Here is a 17,442-nt window from a genome sequence, read left to right on the forward strand (position 1 = left end):
CTTAAACGCATTTTGCGTCATCATGATCATCGTGATTTGTTCGGTCACCATCACCAAAGTTTTTAACATGTTCAAGGGAGATTAAAGCATGGATCAAACGACCTATTGGATGTTAGGCGTTATCGCCGTTGGGCTTGTGTTTTACTGTTTTTCCGTCTATTTCGCCAATCAAGCTGAGTAGATTTTTCTCAAAGAGTAACCACCCGGTTACTCTTTTCTATGCCTGTCGCTCAGTTTGCCAATACTTTGAACATCTTCAGATTAATACACTTATGTTCTGTTATTTCAATTAGTTAAAAAGATAAATATTGAGCAGGACAGCACCAAATAAGCTATGCTTTGATATCTCTCCTAGCAGCACGGAATTCATTTTGAAGCAGAGTATCGTTCATATCGCCTTGGTCGTGAAAGACTATGACGAAGCCATCGATTTTTACGTCAACAAACTAAAATTTGAGTTACTCGAAGATAGCTATCAAGCCGAACAAGATAAACGTTGGGTGGTGGTTGCGCCGCCAAACTCTCAGGGAGTAAGTTTGTTACTGGCCAAAGCCTCAAAGCCGGAACAACAGGATTTTATCGGCAATCAGGCCGGTGGACGAGTATTCTTGTTTTTAAATACCGATGATTTTTGGCGAGATTATCAGCGTATGCTCGATGATGGTATTCAGTTTATACGTCAACCCAAGCAGCAAGATTATGGCTTAGTCGCTGTGTTTGAAGATCTATATGGAAACCGTTGGGATCTATTACAACTCAAACCAGATCATCCCATCGCAATACGAACCGCTTAATCGCATCGACTGGCAATGCTTTTGAGCTAAATAAAAGGGATCAGGGATGAAGAAACAAGTGTTCTGCCTACTGCCAAGCCTATGGCTACTCACTGCCTGCTCGGGTAGCGCACCAATGCTTGGCGTGCATCAACAACTGCTGCAAGCCTGTCCCGATTCGCCTAACTGCGTAATCAGCCAAGCGGCAAACGATGGCAACTATATTCAGCCTTTAGTTTACCAAGGAACGATGCTGCAGGCACAACAGCGTTTACTACAGATCCTCAAAGCCGAGAAGCGTAGCCATATAGTGACTCAACAAACCAACTACCTGCGAGTAGAATTTCACTCCGCATTATTTGGCTTTGTCGATGATCTTGAGTTCTATCTGCTTGCTCAACAAAACGAACACATCCTAATCCATGTTCGCTCCGCAGCGCGCCTCGGATATTATGATTTTGGAGTAAATCGCCAACGCATCGAACATATTCGCCGTGAATTAAGCAATCAAACAAAATAGACTGACAACAGCGTCATCATTACCGTGAAATCAACAGAATCCTTAAGTGGCTTGCAATTTAATTAGCAATGCACACTATGACCCATGATCGCCATCAATCTATCGAGTTGTTGCTTTAGGTTTTGATCAAGTGGCCAACCCATATTAAGCCTTAAACAGTCTTGATAACGTTGCGATGCAGTAAACAGCTGGCCGACACGAATATCCAATTGAGCACCTTGAGCAAGCTTTATTAGTTTCTGAGGATCTAACCCCGGGATCTGCAACCATAATACTAAGCCACCATCAGGAGCGGTGATGCGACTCGACGGAGGTAAGTGCTGAGTCAGGTAGGCAAGGTAGTGCTGTTTTTGTTGCTGAAGCTGATAACGTACTCGCTTCATATGTTTAGCGTAATCCCCTTTGTCAATGAAATCAGCTAACGCAAATTGGAGTATGGTCGACACCCCAAAACTTCGTTCGATAAACGCCTGTCGATAACGACCAGGACGGCACCATCCAACACGAAGACTGGCTGACAAGGTTTTTGAAACCGAACCACACCAGAGCATATAACCCGATTGATCATAATAGCTGGCTGGCAGTGGCATTTGAGTTTGGTGAGACAGCTCCAAGTATATGTCATCTTCAATCATAGGGGTTTTATAATCTGCAGCAAGCCTCGCCAAGCGTTGCTTCTGCTCAACAGACATGGTGATCCCCTGCGGGTTCATATGGCTAGTACAGAATAAACCCGCTTGCACTGTCCCCTGTTGTAAATGCGCTTCTAATTGGGCTAAATCAATCCCCTCTTTGAGCGAAGGAAGCTCAACAATTTGTAGCCCCAGCACTGACAATAAGTCCAGCAAGCCGTCATAACAGGGCGAGCTTATCGCCACCGAATCGCCCGGCTGAGTACAAACTTCCAAAGCTCGGCGCACCGCATCCATACAACCGTGCGTAATCACCAACTCTTCGGCCTTCAATAGCAAGCCATTTTGAGTAAAATGTCCGGCCAAAACCTGCCTTAACACCGGCTCACCTTGTCGCGCTGGATAATCACCAAACAACGCACTGGTTTGTCGAATCGCGGCTCGAAGGCTTTTATTTACCAATTGCAGCGTACTGTCATCTATCGCTAATTGCGCTCTTCCCAAAGGACCATCTGGCACCTGCGAGCGATGCGCTTGAACTTTAGGTTTAGCCACCTTGCTCGTAAACCGTTGCCAATCTGGTTGCCGCAAATTTTGGCTTCGGGCACTCACAAAAAAGCCAGCTTGGGGACGAGCAACTAACCAACCTAGAGCTTCCAGCTCTTGATAACAACTCACCGCGGTGGTCATACTAATGCTTTGCTGATTGGCCAACCGGCGTAGCGAGGGCATTTTCACTCCAGCGCTCAACTTGCCTGCTTCAATATCATCAATAAATTGTCGAGCGATTTGCTTATATTTTGCCATAGCCAGCCTAACTGTACCCTTTATATGATAAATAATTGTATCTGTACTTGTTTTATTCAACAAGTGACACTAGCGATAAATATCGATAAGGGATAAAGCCAGATGAAACTAAGGGATTTATTGTTAAGCCTAAGCGTGATGGCCATATGGGGATTTAATTTCTCAATGATCAAACTGGGGGTCAGCGAGATCGATCCGCTATTGGTTGCTGCAATGCGCTTCTTGTGTGCAACTTTCCCGCTGATTTTATTTATTAAAAGGCCTGAGGTTGCTTGGCGCCATTTAATCGCCTACGGCCTGGTTTTTGGCACCGGTGTCTGGGGTATGGCTTCTTGCGCCATCACCTTTGGCTTATCTTCAGGAATGGCCTCTGTGCTATTGCAAACCGATGTGCTGACTAGCGTATTCGCTGGCGTTTGGTTTTACAAAGAACGAATCTCTTCACGAATGAAGTTGGGCATTGGCATTTCCCTGCTCGGATTAATCGTATCGCTCCTCTACACCAATGGCAATGTCACACTACTCGGCATTCTATTGATCTCAATATCGGCTATTTGCTGGCCGCTCGCAGGAGTAATTATGAAACAATCGGGGACTACTGCACCTTTTGCGTTTAACATTTGGGGAATATTGTTTGCGCCACTACCACTACTCGCTTTAAGCGTGCTCATTAATGGGGTTGATGTGCTCGCAACCAGCTATCAACATTGGACCAGCAAGGCATGGTTATCGGTACTATTTCAAGCCTACCCCACTACCGTATTTGGTTATTGGGTCTGGAACAAAATGTTACTCAAATATCCTATGAGTCTTATGGCACCGTTTACGCTACTGGTCTCTGTATTTGCCTTATTTAGCGGCTACTTAGTCTATGGGGAACAACTTAATCCTACGCAATGGGTGGCTTGCAGCGCCTTCTTGCTTGGAATTGCTTTGGTGGTTTACCGCGGTCCCTTGGGTTTTACGATAAAATCAGCCTCAACCAAGCCATTATAAAACACAACAACATTGCCCCCCTTGTAAAAAGGGGGCCGGAACGGCACGCTAGATTCGACAAGTGGCTCTCAGCTTAACTATGATCTGGTATCAGTTTTCAGCTCCTTCATTAAATAGAAAAGTATAGGATATATAAGTCATTAGCTTATGATCACGCTAACAAATTAGTGGATTAGACATGTCATTTATCTGGTTAAAGACTACAATAACGTTTGTCATATCGCAGCTTTGTTCCGCAAGACTTATTGCGTGGTTGAGGGCACAGTACAATTAAGTTAAATTGGTAAAATTATCACTTAATTTAATTGCCAAGCGGTCGATAACTAAGTTGTTGAAAAGAATCGAAAGGAGAGTCAATTCATGTCGATAGCCCCTGTAGGCGGAGCCAATAACGCATATCTAGTGAATGCGGCCATGCAAGCAAAACAGAACAACAACATGGAATCTGCTAAACCACAGCTGTCAGTCGCCAACGATGGGCCAGCCAAGCTTGAACAAAATAAAGTTGAGACCAAGAGCAGCGATTCAGAACCTAGTACTATCACATCTTTTGGTTATGGCGTGTTAGGTATGGATAAACCTAACGAAGTAGAAGAGACAGAGGATGGTGCCTATACCGCTGGGCAAGTGCTGAAAGCCATCGGTACCGTCGGTAGCATTATCGCCATCTTGGTGTAGCAGATAAAGCATCGCGTATGAAGGCATAAAACCACTTAAGTTTTCTTAAATAGAGCACCAAGTTAAGCGAAGTATTAACGATTAAGAGTATGCGACGGCGGGACCTTAACCGCCATCAAGCACCAAAATCATATCTATTTCGCTTTTAAACAGAATTCTTGAATCACATATTTAGCATCTAAGTTCGCAAGATCAATCACTTCAATATTTTTGGTTAATTCTTCCACATCTAATATCACGGTGCAGTTTCTTCCAGCCCGTTTGGCCTCATATAAAGCCAAATCGGCACACTTAATCGAATCTTTAATATCATAATACGGGCTGAGCTGAGTCACTCCAAACGAGGCTGTCACCCCAAGCTCTCGCCCCTGATGTACAATCGACGACTCCGCCAATTTCAACCTAATTCTTTCAATCACTTGCGTCGCCTCTTCAAGCTTCATTTCAGGCATCATAAATAGAAACTCTTCACCACCAAATCGGGCGACGGTATCATGGCGTCGAATTGACTCGCGAAATAACGAAGCGGTATGTGCTAAAACCAAGTCACCAACATCATGTCCATAAGTGTCATTGAAATCTTTAAACTTATCGATATCGGCCAATACAATGCAACAATTTGAGCCGATGACACGTTGCATACGATGCTTTTCATTGGTCAGCACAATATCAAGAGTGCGTCGGTTCATTAGCTTGGTGGTGTCGTCAAACTGGTGCTTATGAATCACCGAAAACTCAAAAATCATCAGCACCATATCCACAAACTCGTTTTGAATTTGAAAGAAGCACTCTAGATCGGCAGGAGAAATTTCCCCTCGTTTAGCCAAATTACTCAACAATACTTTAGCGCAATCATGTAACTGTTGGTGAACGTCATCAATATTAAAAAATGCCTGTTGATGAAATTGCTCATCTTCCAAGACATGTTTCATCCAGCGACCAAAGGAACAATGTGAGTGCGCATCATCGGCGACAAAGTCTTGCTCGTGCATCGGTTGACGTAATACCAAGGCCATACCAATTTTATGGGACCATTTACGATGCTCTAACAGCGCATACTTAATGTCATGAGATAGAACCTCGAACTCTTCTTGGTTTATTCGTTCCAATAAGTGCTCTAGCATTATTTAGATCCCTATCAACTTTATTATCGACACCAACAACCCTAAGCTCACAATTGCGTTACTCACTAACCACTGAATGCTTCACTTTAGCAATCAGTAAGGTTTCGTATTCGGGTGTGGGATGGCGAGGCACCAATAAAGCAAACATCAGCGATAAAATCGCAATCACGGCACCACACCAAAACACCATAGAAGGTGAATATAACCAAATAAATCCTAACAAGGCGGGTAATACCACCGCTGCAATATGATTAATCGTAAAACTCACCCCAGCAGTACTCGCGATATCGGCGGGCGCTGCAATTTTTTGAAAATAACTTTTTATCGCAATCGCCATAGCAAAGAATAGATGGTCAATCACATATAACGTTGCGGCCCATTCGGCTTGCTCAACCAAGGCATAGCCTGCAAACACAAAGAATAACCCACTGTACTCTATGATGAGTGCTTTACGTTCGCCTACACGCCCAATTAAACGACCGATTTTCCCTGCAAAAAAGATATTTAAGACTTGATTGACCAAATACAACAGCGCGATATCGGATACCGAATAACCAAACTTTTCGACCATTAAAAAGCCCGCAAATACCACAAATATTTGGCGGCGTGCACCACTCAGAAACACCAAGGTATAAAACAGCCAGTAGCGAGAACGCAAAATCAGCGTTTTATGTTGTTCGTGCTCGGCGGTGTAATGTGGAAAACGTAAAGCAATCAATAAGATCGCCAAAATTGTAAGTCCACCAAACATGGCATATAAACTGGAATAGGCAAGGTCACTATATTCCAATAAACTCCATAATAGACTATAAGCAAGCACTGCCGCCGCGCCTCGCACCGCAATTGCTTTTCCCATGAATTCGGGGGTTTCAGATTTTGGGACCCATTGTAAGGTAAGTGATTGGTTCACTGTTTCGAAATAATGAAACCCGACCGACATCAGCACCGTGGTAAAGTACAAACCGTACACACTTGGGAAAAAGCCAGTTAAGCTAATCCCAATCGCCAAGATCAATAAACTTAACAAGGCAAAGGTTTGCTCTTTAAGTAACAACAAAACAAAGATGGCGGTAAAGGATAGGAAACCAGGTACTTCACGTAAGCTTTGTAAGATCCCAATTTCGCGTCCACTAAACTGAGCCACTTCAATCGCAAAATTATTCAGTAAAACCATCCAAATGGAAAAACTAAAAGGCATTAAAAATGCCATCATTAACAACAATTGCTTTTTAGAACGATGCATATACTTCCTTGAATACAAACCAAACGGCTTGCATTAACTAACTGATTTTAGCGAGCGCTAGACGGATCCCAAACCACATAAATAAACCGCCAAGGCAACGATTAAGCCAGTCTCTAAACTGGTCACTCACCCCTACCTTGTCACGAATCACCACACTGCACCAAGCCAGTAAATGACACCAAATCATTCCATTGAGATTGAACACTAAACCCAGAACCAAAAATGCCAAGGCTTTATTGTCGGCGTTAGAGGCAATAAACTGGGGGACAAAAGCCAAGAAAAACAAGGCCACTTTAGGGTTCAAACTGTTACTTAAAAAACCCATGCGGAAAATTTTCAAATAACCGCTGTCTGGTAACGCACATTCCTTGGTGACAATATTAGCTTTGGTGAAGATCATGGTTAAGCCCATCAACAATAGATAAAGACAACCAAGTATTTTTATCAGCGTAAAGGCTGTAGCTGAGCTGGCTAATATAGCAGACAAACCAAAAGCCGCAGCAAAAATGTGTACAAAAGTCCCACAACCAATTCCCAAGGCCGCCACTGATCCCGCTTTCAAGCCTTGGCTTGACGCTCGAGCCACAACATAAAGAGAATCCGGTCCGGGAAGCATATTTAGCAAAATCCCAGATCCCACAAACAACCAAAAATCGGTGATCCCTAACATGGTCGTAGAACTCTAATAGTCACCTGCACCTCAAAAAAAAATCAAGCGTAACATAACTGGTATGACAAGTGTTAATGTTAAATCTACCAGCAAAATGCGCAATTTAATTAACACGCGTAAAAACAAAGTATTATTTGAAAAAACATTTCATAAAAATTATCGAGAACCAGCTAAAACTGGAATAAAACAAATAATAAAATTGCTATATGTATCAATCTCATAGACTTAGATGTGATGTTTTATCGCTGTCGCTTATCGCTCCTCTCGTGAAGCTCGGCCATCAAGCAAGTAATATGTCTTGGCAAGCAATTGCACATCCGGCCACGCTTGAATCAAACAATTATTTAACAGCCAAAATTCAATAAGCTTTAAGCTCCGCAATCACGATGACAAGCAATGACAAATTGGCACTATCGAAGCGCATCAAAACCAAGCTGCCTTTACTTCATCTGACTCAAGTCTAACTCGACACCTTACTATACGTAGAAACGACTATACGTAGACACCCAAAAAACATAGGTTAACTATTTAAATAATTAAAGTTATTTCGCAGATAAGTATGGGGCCGACTTGTTAGTGAGCGACTATACGTAGACACCCAAAAAACATAGGTTAACTATTTAAATAATTAAAGTTATTTCGCAGATAAGTTTGGGGCCGACTTGTTAGTGAGCACTACATTCAGAAATGAAATCATCGCCGTAATCGACTTACTGGGAACAAGCATGTCAGAGCTGACTCACCAACAACTCAGTTTTTGCAGGCTCTTTTAGCAAAACCACGACAAGCGTTACGTGCTTAAAATACCATCCTCATATCAACATGACTCAAATCAGCACAAGCGGTAAAAAATTACCCAAGCGATTGAAAATTGAACTCATGATAGAATTTACGCGCAAAAACACCCAACTTTTATGTCCCCCAGCTAAACCAGACTCTTAACCGTTGATTTGCCTATAACCTGAGTTTAATCATCGCGTTTTAAAAGCTTGTAAGACTAAAAACCGCCATTTAGGAAGCGATGTAAGGCTTAACTGGGAGCATAGGAGCGGTGCTTGCAGTCATCGGTGTGTCCATACATCTGTTGTTTATTTCTATTATGTTTTAGGCATTAAACCTGAACGACACCCAAAACAAATAGAAATGAGAACTACTTTTGTTTGAGTCTATTTTGATGAATAATGAGATCCCCTTTTATCATGGGTTAACCAAGTGGAACGTATTGTCATTGGTCATCAAGATGTAGAACCATTATTTCATCATCAAAGTACTGGTTTAAAATTTAAGGTTTGTAATCCCGCTGGTGCCTTGAGTTTTTACTCTAAGCACTTGTCCGACGATGTCGCATTTAGTCGCAATCAGGTCTTTTTTAAGCAATTTGCTCGTATTGAAAGAAGCAGTCTGTTGGGGGCATTTTATGTGTCTATTTTCTTTATGCAAAAAGGAATATCACACTCTAAAATGCAGAGTTGGAAACACCCCGAACATTTTTTCGCGGGTAAATTTTGTTTAAGTTTTTCACCGGAATCATGTGGCTTTTCAGAGTATGCTGCTCATCAACTAAATCTCAGCTATGGGCTTCATATTAAACTACCTTATTGGCGTAATTTTGTTTTACAAGATGAGCGCTTAGGTTTACACAAGTTGTTTCAAAATATTCTTAACCCTAGCCCTGAACCAATATTGTTGTCTGGAACGATTAACTCACATATCACGCAATTACTCACTTATTGTAATCAAACTCAAGATCTTACTCGTGACCATGATGAACTGATTCAAGACTTGCTTAGTGCTGTATTAGATGAGATTGCAATTCGCTATTGTATCGATGAAAGTCGACTTGTGCTGAATTCACAGGACATACAAAAATTACAAATGGTGAAATACATATTAGAGCAAGAAATGCAGGAGCCACCTTCATTAAAAAACTTAGCTCATCGTGTTGGCTTAAATGACTTTAAACTTAAAAAAGGTTTCAAAACCATCACCCAACAAACGGTTGGTCAGTATTTACTTAGTCTGAGAATGCGCAAAGCAGCGCGCCTTATGCTCGAATCTAATCACCCCATTATTGATATCGCGGGACAAGTTGGATGCAACAATCATGGGCATTTTTCAGTGGCTTTTAAAAAATACTTTGGTCAAAGCCCTCGGTCTTATCGCGCTTAAACGTGGTCGATTGAGAATAGAGTATCATTCCCTCGCCGATAATCCCTTTTTGAGTAGTTCGGTCTTCAGCCCTTGTTTACCATTTAATTCGATTAAATCAATTTCGAGGTAGACTGTGAATAAACAAATCAAACTTTTCCCTTTATTGTTAGCTAGCATGCTATGCGCCGCGACCATGCAAATTTTTGCCGTGGTGATCGGCCCTATCAGTCGAGCGCTGTCTATGCCTGAATGGCAAAGCGGCCTGATGGTCACAATGGCCGGTTTTGTTTGGTTAATGACTTCGCGAGCATGGGGAATAAAAAGTGATCGTTTAGGCCGAAAGAAAATTCTACTCTGGGCTCTTTAGGTTTAACTCTAAGTTACCTTGGTTTGGCCATTTTTACGGAATATTCGTTGCAAAATCACAACGAAATTTGGGTGATGTTACTGATTTTTATTGTATTAAGAGGCATGATGGGGGGATTTTTTGCAGCCATTCCGGTTGCAAATAGCGCACTCATCGCCGATCACTATCAACCAGCAACTCGAGGGCCCAAAATGGCATTGTTGGGCGCATCCAACGGCTTTGGTTTGGTTCTTGGCCCACTCATGGCGAGTTTTATTGTTGGCGATGGTTTAACTCACCCCTTATTTCTCGGTGGGTTTCTAGCAATGTTAGCCTTACTCATCGTTTATTTTGGCCTCCCTCAGACACAAGTGATAAGCGCAGCCCCCAAAGCGACCGTTCGCTTGTTTGATCCTCGTTTACGCTTACCCATGTTAAGTGCATTTATTAGTATGAGTTGTGTGATCACTTGCCAAATCGTAGTGGGATTCTTTTGTCTTGATGTGTTGCACCTAGACAATCAATCTGCGGCTAAAGTATCGGCACAAGCGATGGCCTCTGTAGGAGTTGCACTTATATTCACCCAAATAGTCATTACAAAGTTAGTTTATATTCAGCCGAAAACGTGGTTAAGCACTGGGACATTAATCGCTGCGATAGCCATGGTATTGATGTTTTGGGTCTCGACTCCCATTCACCTTATGGCCGTGTATGCCCTTATTGCGGTGGGGCTAGGCATGGTATTTCCTTCTATACAAACTTTAGCGGCTAATGCAGTGACGAATTCAGAGCAAGGGGTTGCGGCAGGAAGCCTAGGTGCGGCGCAAGCGATGGGGACTTGCCTTGCGCCACTAGCTGCGACTCTTATTTATACACTCTCTCCTTCCCTGCCCTATTTGCTATTTGGCTTGAGCTTAGCGGTATTAAGTGTGTTTTCGTTCTATTCCGCAACAGATACTTCTGCAAAGGAGATGTTAGAAAATTAATGACGAATCGTTCATCCATCCCTTTCATTCGCTTTTCTTAGCGACTCAAAACGCAAGATGATGGCTATATTTTTAGTAAACCGTGCCAGCTGCTATACGCTGGCTTCGATTGACCAATGATACAGCCGACCAAATCCCTACTCGATGAGAACAGCCAGCGCTCACTAAATCAGGATGGATGATTCATGGTTTTACGATGCTGGGGAGAATCTAGCTTTCAAGCTATCTGAACAGGCATCATGAATTCTTAATAAAGAGGGTTTCGCTAATTGCCATATTGCGGCTCAGTTAATCTTCAATGACTCTGAATTATCGGGTGATTACTGAAACTCATCACCTTGGTTTGCGAGCGTTTTACGACCACACTTCTGGCAAACCAAATAACGGTCTATGAGATCCAGTGAAGCGCCAACAGGGCTGGCTTGGCCAGCAAAAAAACCTTCGATAAAGGCTTTTATTTGTTCTTTTTTAGTCGTGCCATATTTGGAAGGTTTTTGTTTAAGTAACTGTTGATGCTCAGTTTGTTCACCACATGTCTGACAAAATTGGGTTAACATCTATACACTCCTAGCAGCATATCCCCCCTTAAGCTATGAACGGACATTCATAGCAAAGGCGCAAACCACCGAGGGGAACCAATGATTAATTATGAATTAGAAGCTCATGACAGATATAAAGCAAGATAATACCTTTAATCATCAAATACATAGAATTTTTTATAAGTTTGCTCATCCCCTCAAGCGCAAGCAATAAGGCGCTCACATCACTAGAGTCATGCCAAGCTTAGCCACCGTTTAGTCAAATGATTGAAAATAAGTCCTAAATCCATCAGCCAGAGCCTCAAATACCCGCACACATGGCTGACTGTTACGCAGGTCTTCATGCATGGTGACCCATACATCCATCTTTAGCTGAAAGGCTTCGGCTAAAACAGGCACCAATTTATCATCACCTTTTGCCAAAATCGCCTGACAGATCCCGATGCCAGCTCCTGCACGAATCAACGCTAATTGTGCGAGATCACTGTCACAACTAAAAGCGAAGTTTTCTCGGTCAAGCTCTGGCGGTAAACTTTTAGTCAATTTACGAATAAAATCACTCAATGAATCAAAACCAATAATGGCATGTTGGGCGAGCGCCTCAACACTCTCCGGGTAGCCAAAGCGCTCAAGATAGGCAGGGCTTGCATGTAAAGCTAATACAGAGTGGCCCACTCTACGAGCAACCAGTTGAGTTTGCTTTGGTCGAAACATACGAATCGCAATATCAGCTTCGCGATGCAGTAAGTCTTGTGCTTGGCTCGATAATACCAACTCCAATTTTAAGCCTGGGTACTGCTGCTGTAGTGGTGTAATAATATCCGGCAATAAGGCAACCCCCACCACCTCACTGGCGGTAATTCGAACCACGCCACCTAGCTCCTGCTGTTGACCTGTAGCAACTCGCTCTATTGCTGCAGCGGTGCTCGCCATCACTTCCACCTGGCCGCGTAGTGCTTTGGCTGCATCGGTAGCCAATAATCCGCCCGGAGAACGGATAAACAAGCTAAGTTCCAGTGCCTTCTCAAGAGCGGCAATATGCCGACCGATGGTGGGTTGAGTGGAGTTTAACGCTCTCGCTGCTGCCGATAAGGAGCCCTGCTGTAATACAGCGAGAAATGAACGATAGAGTTCCCAGTCAATATTGCCACTATACATAAATGCATACCTGATCGTTTGTTTTGCTCAATTTCATTTAGCTAACAATAATACTATGCTCTCCCCATCAAATGAATAGAGGTTCAAAACAATGACAAATCAAGCAAAAGTATTAGTGCTCGGCGCAACCGGGGGGATTGGCGGGGAGCTCACTCGACAACTACTTCACGCCAACTGGCAAGTGTGTGCCATGACCAGAAACTTAAGCCGCGCCAAGCAATCACAAGCAGGGGTCCAGTGGATGAAAGGTGACGCACTGAATGCAAGCCAAGTCGAAGCTGCAGCCCAAGGCTGTGACGTGATCATTCATGCGGTAAACCCTCCTGGTTATAAAAACTGGGAAAAATGGGTACTCCCAATGTTAGACAATACCATTGCCGCAGCAAGAAAAGTTGGCGCAACCATCGTATTGCCCGGCACCGTTTATAATTTTGGCCCAGAAGTATCTTTACAAATTGATGAAAACACACCGCAGCACCCGCAAACGCGTAAGGGGCGGATCAGAGTCCAACTAGAACAGCGTTTATTCAACTATGCACAAAATGGCGGTCGAGTCATCATTGTACGCGCTGGAGATTTTTTTGGTGGCCAGCCGGGTAACAACTGGTTTTCCCAAGGACTCATCAAACCTGGCCAAGCGGTAAGCACAATCAATAATCCAAGCCAAAAGGGAACTGGCCATCAATGGTCTTATATACCTGATGTTGCCCAAGTGATGCGACAACTATTAGAACGTCGTCACCAACTTGAAGCCTTCGCGGTATATCATATGGCTGGACACTGGGACGCCAACGGCCGCCAAATGGTGGAGACCATTCGCGATGTAGTTCTTCAACATAGTGGTAAAACAGCCAATATCCGCAGCTTTCCTTGGGGAGTAGTCAAGCTTATTAGTCCTTTTAATGCCACCATGAGAGAACTACTAGAAATGCGCTATTTATGGCAACGGCCACTTCAGATGAATAATAGCAAACTGCTCGCAGAGCTCGGTGAAGAAGCTCATACACCACTAGCCTTAGCGGTAAAACAGACTCTCATTGGCCTACAATGTTTACCTGCCGCCGCTCCAACTTAAGGAATGTTCATTGAACAAGGCTGTCGAAGTTATTCGAGACGAAGTTATCTGAGACAGCCATCTTAACGAGACGAAGTTACGAAGTTACGAAGTTATTCGAGACAGCCATCTTAACGAGACGAAGTTATATAAGAGTCGAAGTTATCCGAGACAGCCATCTTAAGGCTTATATTCATCCGCCACCATCAAGCGATATAAATCATCTCTCATCCGCATAAAAGCAGCCTGATGCTGAAAATTGCAATCTTAATACACGTTTTTACGACGAAAATCTGCAACAAGCAAGACGGCAAGCGCTGCGATTCTAGATAACCTGAATCACTCGCAAGTTAATGAAATTTAACCTGTAAGTTCTTAACCTAGCTCCAGCCAGCGCTTGGCAGCTGCCATGCCTTTGATGCGAAGTTGATTGTGCTCACGCTTATAGCGTTCTAGTGAATGCCCTGCCCCAACCACGCTGGCAAAGTGATGCTCTAAACCTGTACTCAAGGCTAACCAGCTTTCTTCATCGATTTGTAAGCGCTGTAAAATGGGCGCTTGTGCATCATCGATATACCCACGTTTATCTTCTCTGATAACGCGGCCGGTGAGCTCTACCAGTTGCAGATAATCTTGGAGCTCAAAGGGTAAACCTTCGGGCATGGTTTCTCTGGGGTTACCGACAAAAGGCATTAGCGGCTTGGGTTGCTGACCTTGTTTGGCTTGCTGAATGCGCTGTTTGATACTGGTGTGGTCCGAGGTTTCAGGCGTACTTGCCATATTTGAGCGAACCGGGTTTAAATCCACATAGGCCATACAGGCGGCAAGTGCTGCTTCATCGAGTAAGGCTTGTGATTTAAAACGGCCTTCCCAAAAGCGCCCAGTGCATTGGTCTTCTTTATTGGCAGCTCGAGCAATATGTTCATTCAAATGGCGCATAAACCAGCTTAAATCAAAAAGGCGAGTCCGATACACTTCGGCGGTGGCGTGAATGGCCTGTAGTTGCACCTCACTTAACTTTGGACGTAACTCAGAATTGAGGTACATTTGAGTCAGTAAGGTGCCCTGATGCAGAATATGCCAGCGTTCTAAGACTTCATCCATGGACCAGGCTTCGGCTTTAGCCTTATCAATGTGCAATACCACATGGGTATGATTACTCATAACTGCATAAGCACAGACATCAATGGCAAAAACCGCAGTAAGTTGCAGCAAATAATCTTCCACCCACTGGCGGCGGTGCTCATAGCTCTTGCCCGTTTGCTTGTCTTCGCCACATAAAAAAGCCCGCCGAACACAGCGGGAAACACAGTGATAATAAGGTGTATCCGATAAGCTCACTTGCGACTGTCTTGACCGAGGCATGGCAATAACTCCAAAAAAACACTATTGATAGTTTAGACTATTACCGAGATCTGGCTAGTTGAGATGGCTGTCTAGTTATTTATAATGGCAAAAACCGCAGTAAGTTGCAGCAAATAGTCTTCCACCCACTGGCGACGGTGCTCATAGCTTTTACCACTTTGCTTGTCTTCGCCACATAAAAAAGCCCGCCGAACACAGCGGGAAACACAATGATAGTAAGGCGTATCCGATAAGCTCACTTGCGACTGTCTTGACCGAGGCATGGCAATAACTCCAAAAAAACACTATTGATAGTTTAGACTATTACCGAGTTCTGGCTAGTTGAGATGGCTGTCTAGTTATTTGTAGTTATTTGGTTGAGATGGCTGTCTAGTTATTTGTTGGTTATTTGAGTTATTTGCTCCGATCTCCGGATATATGTCAGCGAACCGATCTTCAATCAGGAGTTGCAAAACACGGGGTGTCCATAAATGTCTCAATAATTCTTTTAACTGGCTATTACTCAAGAACTTTTACGCCTTCCATTTGTGAAATAGTAATATATATGCTCGGCTCTAAAGCCAATACCGAATGATCTGTACTCGCGCTAATAAGAACAAAATCATTTGCGGCATAAATTTCTGAGTTGATTTGTAAACGGCCTTCAAGAACATATATTTGTTCCCAGCCAGGATGATTGTGCAACGGCAGCTCTGCATGAGCTTCAAATTTGAGTATTGCCGTTCTACCATTTTCAGTTTTCTCTGATAACCAAAAAAATTCAACACCAGAAAATGGAGTTTTTGACCATTTTATATTTTCGTTCATACGAGGGCATATCATATATTTTCCTTACATAATTATTAGTGGATATAAGAGGATGGTAAGACAGAAAAAATTCCTAGAATTTATAAAATTTGATTGCCTTTGAAGGCTTTGTAAGTTAACGCTGAATTCTAACGAACCCCTCATAATTTCTAGTAAATTCAATATAGTAGACGCACACCCGTTGTTTGATCTAATTAATTTCGTCAAAACAAATTCTATCTAAACCTACACGGAGGCAGTCAGGATGCACGAAATTCAAATCCTACACCAAATGCTTATTGAGCTAGGTCGGAATAGTGTGGTAACTCGATACAGCAGCCAACAAACGATGAGGCATTAGAGCAATCTGTCGGTTCGGTCCACAACCAGATGTAAGCACTGACAGGCTAAGTGCTGAGGAATCCACTTAATCACTAAAAGGCAAGCTCAACTGTGCCGACTCTGTTTGCTGCTCGTAAGCTAAACCAATATGTAAGCCAACTAAACGCACCGCTTTGCCCTTACCGCGCGCAAAGGCTTGATGAAACAGCTCCACTAAGGTTGATTCATCAATCTGTTGGCACTGCTGCTCCTTGGTAGTTTGCTGAAAATCGGCGAATTTTACTTTTACCCCTAACTTATTCATCTTGGCCTGTCGTAAATGTTGCTCGCTACGCCGCCGTAACTCGGGTAACAAAGCCAGTAAACGCTCAACGACTAAGCTTTTATCTCGCTCATCTTGGGCAAAAGTTCGTTCTACCGCCACCGACTTACGTTTACGGTCATTACTTACGGCTCGCTCATCGATCCCTTGACAACGCAACCATAACATCTCACCAAACTTACCAAACAAAGTCTGCAGTTTATCGCGTTTGGCACGACGAATATCTCCGCCAGTATATAAGCCATGGTGATGCAGCTTTTCAATACTCACCTTACCAACACCCGATATTTTCTCTAGGGCGAGTGTTTCAATAAATGCCGAAACCTGCTCGGGTTTAATCACATATAGTCCGTTAGGCTTATTCAGGTCGGACGCGATTTTTGCCAAAAATTTGACCGGCGCTACACCAGCCGAAGCGGTTAATCCGGTGCAGTTATAGATATCTTGGCGGATTTGCTCAGCAATTAGAGTCGCCGAACCATGACAAGCCTCACACGCACTCACATCAAGATAAGCTTCATCGAGGGATAAAGGTTCGATCACTTGAGTATAAGTGGCAAAAATAGCCTGTACTTGCCGGCTGACCTCTCGGTACAAACTCAGCCGCGGCGGCACTAAAACCAATTGGGGACACAGTTGTAGCGCTCTATGGGTTGGCATTGCAGAGCGAATACCATATTGACGGGCCAGATAATTACAGGTTGTTAATACGCCTCGACCGCTACTCAAACCACCTACGGCTAAAGGAAGGTTCGCGAATTCGGGTTGCTCACGCATTTCCACCGCAGCATAGAAACAATCCATATCCACATGAATGATTTTACGATTCATTAAAGTCATAAGTAAGCAAATACGCCACAACAACTGTATATAAAAACAGTATAGTTATGCGTTTACTAAATACAAGCCTTTCCTCATAAGAAATCGCTCATCAGGGTAATTTGAGCTAG

17 protein-coding genes and 1 pseudogene are annotated in these 17,442 nt (G+C 43.4%); 8 read left to right on the top strand and 10 right to left on the bottom strand.

Annotation, left to right across the window (positions count from 1 at the left end; genetic code table 11):
* Positions 1-371 precede the first annotated feature (371 nt).
* Positions 372-794 carry a VOC family protein gene (locus ACRRSY_RS14390; RefSeq protein WP_432459683.1) on the top strand — a complete coding sequence of 141 codons (423 nt, stop codon included), beginning with the start codon at positions 372-374 and terminating at the stop codon, positions 792-794.
* Positions 795-840: 46 nt separating this feature from the next.
* Entirely contained in the window at positions 841-1,293 is a 453-nt protein-coding gene (locus tag ACRRSY_RS14395) for a DUF1499 domain-containing protein (protein WP_432463534.1), read from the top strand.
* A 62-nt stretch (positions 1,294-1,355) separates the two neighbouring features.
* On the opposite strand, the gene ACRRSY_RS14400 is transcribed toward ACRRSY_RS14395, so the two are convergent.
* Complete coding sequence (locus tag ACRRSY_RS14400) at positions 1,356-2,732, bottom strand: PLP-dependent aminotransferase family protein (RefSeq protein ID WP_432463535.1); 1,377 nt, start codon at positions 2,730-2,732, stop codon at positions 1,356-1,358.
* Between the two features lie 102 nt (positions 2,733-2,834).
* Here ACRRSY_RS14400 and ACRRSY_RS14405 point away from each other — a divergent pair, with 102 nt between their 5' ends.
* Entirely contained in the window at positions 2,835-3,728 is an 894-nt protein-coding gene (locus ACRRSY_RS14405; protein ID WP_432463537.1) for an EamA family transporter, read from the top strand.
* A gap of 360 nt (positions 3,729-4,088) precedes the next feature.
* Positions 4,089-4,406 carry a hypothetical protein gene (locus ACRRSY_RS14410; protein ID WP_432452537.1) on the top strand — a complete coding sequence of 106 codons (318 nt, stop codon included), beginning with the start codon at positions 4,089-4,091 and terminating at the stop codon, positions 4,404-4,406.
* A 134-nt stretch (positions 4,407-4,540) separates the two neighbouring features.
* Here ACRRSY_RS14410 and ACRRSY_RS14415 read toward each other — a convergent pair whose 3' ends face one another.
* Genes ACRRSY_RS14415 through ACRRSY_RS14425 form a run of 3 tightly spaced genes read right to left on the bottom strand, consistent with a single transcriptional unit; the run spans position 4,541 to position 7,443 of the window.
* Entirely contained in the window at positions 4,541-5,530 is a 990-nt protein-coding gene (locus tag ACRRSY_RS14415; protein WP_432452536.1) for a diguanylate cyclase, read from the bottom strand.
* Positions 5,531-5,588: 58 nt separating this feature from the next.
* Complete coding sequence (locus ACRRSY_RS14420; protein ID WP_432452535.1) at positions 5,589-6,773, bottom strand: MFS transporter; 1,185 nt, start codon at positions 6,771-6,773, stop codon at positions 5,589-5,591.
* 37 nt (positions 6,774-6,810) lie between these two features.
* Positions 6,811-7,443, bottom strand: coding sequence for a LysE family translocator (locus tag ACRRSY_RS14425; protein ID WP_432452534.1), 633 nt, complete (start codon positions 7,441-7,443; stop codon positions 6,811-6,813).
* A 1,212-nt stretch (positions 7,444-8,655) separates the two neighbouring features.
* Between ACRRSY_RS14425 and ACRRSY_RS14430 the strand changes: the two genes are divergently transcribed.
* From ACRRSY_RS14430 to ACRRSY_RS14440, 3 genes are all read left to right on the top strand, one after another.
* Complete coding sequence (locus ACRRSY_RS14430) at positions 8,656-9,612, top strand: helix-turn-helix transcriptional regulator (protein WP_432463538.1); 957 nt, start codon at positions 8,656-8,658, stop codon at positions 9,610-9,612.
* 115 nt (positions 9,613-9,727) lie between these two features.
* Positions 9,728-9,961, top strand: a complete 234-nt coding sequence (locus ACRRSY_RS14435; protein ID WP_432463539.1) for a hypothetical protein — start codon at positions 9,728-9,730, stop codon at positions 9,959-9,961.
* Between the two features lie 47 nt (positions 9,962-10,008).
* Complete coding sequence (locus ACRRSY_RS14440; protein WP_432463540.1) at positions 10,009-10,926, top strand: MFS transporter; 918 nt, start codon at positions 10,009-10,011, stop codon at positions 10,924-10,926.
* 320 nt (positions 10,927-11,246) lie between these two features.
* Here ACRRSY_RS14440 and ACRRSY_RS14445 read toward each other — a convergent pair whose 3' ends face one another.
* Together ACRRSY_RS14445 and ACRRSY_RS14450 are read right to left on the bottom strand one after the other, a co-directional pair.
* Positions 11,247-11,483 (bottom strand): hypothetical protein, encoded by a 237-nt coding sequence (locus ACRRSY_RS14445; RefSeq protein WP_432463541.1) that lies wholly within the window; start codon positions 11,481-11,483, stop codon positions 11,247-11,249.
* Positions 11,484-11,720: 237 nt separating this feature from the next.
* Entirely contained in the window at positions 11,721-12,623 is a 903-nt protein-coding gene (locus ACRRSY_RS14450) for a LysR family transcriptional regulator (protein ID WP_432463542.1), read from the bottom strand.
* 91 nt (positions 12,624-12,714) lie between these two features.
* Here ACRRSY_RS14450 and ACRRSY_RS14455 point away from each other — a divergent pair, with 91 nt between their 5' ends.
* Positions 12,715-13,698, top strand: coding sequence for an NAD(P)H-binding protein (locus ACRRSY_RS14455; protein ID WP_432463543.1), 984 nt, complete (start codon positions 12,715-12,717; stop codon positions 13,696-13,698).
* A 354-nt stretch (positions 13,699-14,052) separates the two neighbouring features.
* On the opposite strand, the gene ACRRSY_RS14460 is transcribed toward ACRRSY_RS14455, so the two are convergent.
* The 4 genes and pseudogenes from ACRRSY_RS14460 to dinB all read right to left on the bottom strand — a co-directional run bounded on the left by ACRRSY_RS14460 (position 14,053) and on the right by dinB (position 17,323).
* Positions 14,053-15,042 carry a transposase gene (locus ACRRSY_RS14460; RefSeq protein WP_432463544.1) on the bottom strand — a complete coding sequence of 330 codons (990 nt, stop codon included), beginning with the start codon at positions 15,040-15,042 and terminating at the stop codon, positions 14,053-14,055.
* An 83-nt stretch (positions 15,043-15,125) separates the two neighbouring features.
* A pseudogene (locus ACRRSY_RS14465) lies at positions 15,126-15,305 on the bottom strand (transposase); the annotation flags it as partial.
* 235 nt (positions 15,306-15,540) lie between these two features.
* Positions 15,541-15,849 (bottom strand): cupin domain-containing protein, encoded by a 309-nt coding sequence (locus tag ACRRSY_RS14470; RefSeq protein ID WP_432452527.1) that lies wholly within the window; start codon positions 15,847-15,849, stop codon positions 15,541-15,543.
* Between the two features lie 406 nt (positions 15,850-16,255).
* Positions 16,256-17,323, bottom strand: coding sequence for a DNA polymerase IV (dinB, locus tag ACRRSY_RS14475; RefSeq protein WP_432459691.1), 1,068 nt, complete (start codon positions 17,321-17,323; stop codon positions 16,256-16,258).
* Positions 17,324-17,442: the final 119 nt, after the last annotated feature.

The organism is Agarivorans sp. QJM3NY_33, assembly GCF_050870865.2.
Taxonomy (GTDB): domain Bacteria; phylum Pseudomonadota; class Gammaproteobacteria; order Enterobacterales; family Celerinatantimonadaceae; genus Agarivorans.

Coding starts and splice junctions, on each gene's coding strand:
- ACRRSY_RS14400 (WP_432463535.1), bottom strand. CDS start 2,732: ATGGCAAAATATAAGCAAATCGCTCGACAATTTATTGATGATATTGAA.
- ACRRSY_RS14420 (WP_432452535.1), bottom strand. CDS start 6,773: ATGCATCGTTCTAAAAAGCAATTGTTGTTAATGATGGCATTTTTAATG.
- ACRRSY_RS14455 (WP_432463543.1), top strand. CDS start 12,715: ATGACAAATCAAGCAAAAGTATTAGTGCTCGGCGCAACCGGGGGGATT.
- ACRRSY_RS14395 (WP_432463534.1), top strand. CDS start 841: ATGAAGAAACAAGTGTTCTGCCTACTGCCAAGCCTATGGCTACTCACT.
- ACRRSY_RS14425 (WP_432452534.1), bottom strand. CDS start 7,443: ATGTTAGGGATCACCGATTTTTGGTTGTTTGTGGGATCTGGGATTTTG.
- ACRRSY_RS14415 (WP_432452536.1), bottom strand. CDS start 5,530: ATGCTAGAGCACTTATTGGAACGAATAAACCAAGAAGAGTTCGAGGTT.
- ACRRSY_RS14445 (WP_432463541.1), bottom strand. CDS start 11,483: ATGTTAACCCAATTTTGTCAGACATGTGGTGAACAAACTGAGCATCAA.
- ACRRSY_RS14410 (WP_432452537.1), top strand. CDS start 4,089: ATGTCGATAGCCCCTGTAGGCGGAGCCAATAACGCATATCTAGTGAAT.
- ACRRSY_RS14470 (WP_432452527.1), bottom strand. CDS start 15,849: ATGAACGAAAATATAAAATGGTCAAAAACTCCATTTTCTGGTGTTGAA.
- dinB (WP_432459691.1), bottom strand. CDS start 17,323: ATGAATCGTAAAATCATTCATGTGGATATGGATTGTTTCTATGCTGCG.
- ACRRSY_RS14450 (WP_432463542.1), bottom strand. CDS start 12,623: ATGTATAGTGGCAATATTGACTGGGAACTCTATCGTTCATTTCTCGCT.
- ACRRSY_RS14405 (WP_432463537.1), top strand. CDS start 2,835: ATGAAACTAAGGGATTTATTGTTAAGCCTAAGCGTGATGGCCATATGG.
- ACRRSY_RS14460 (WP_432463544.1), bottom strand. CDS start 15,042: ATGCCTCGGTCAAGACAGTCGCAAGTGAGCTTATCGGATACACCTTAT.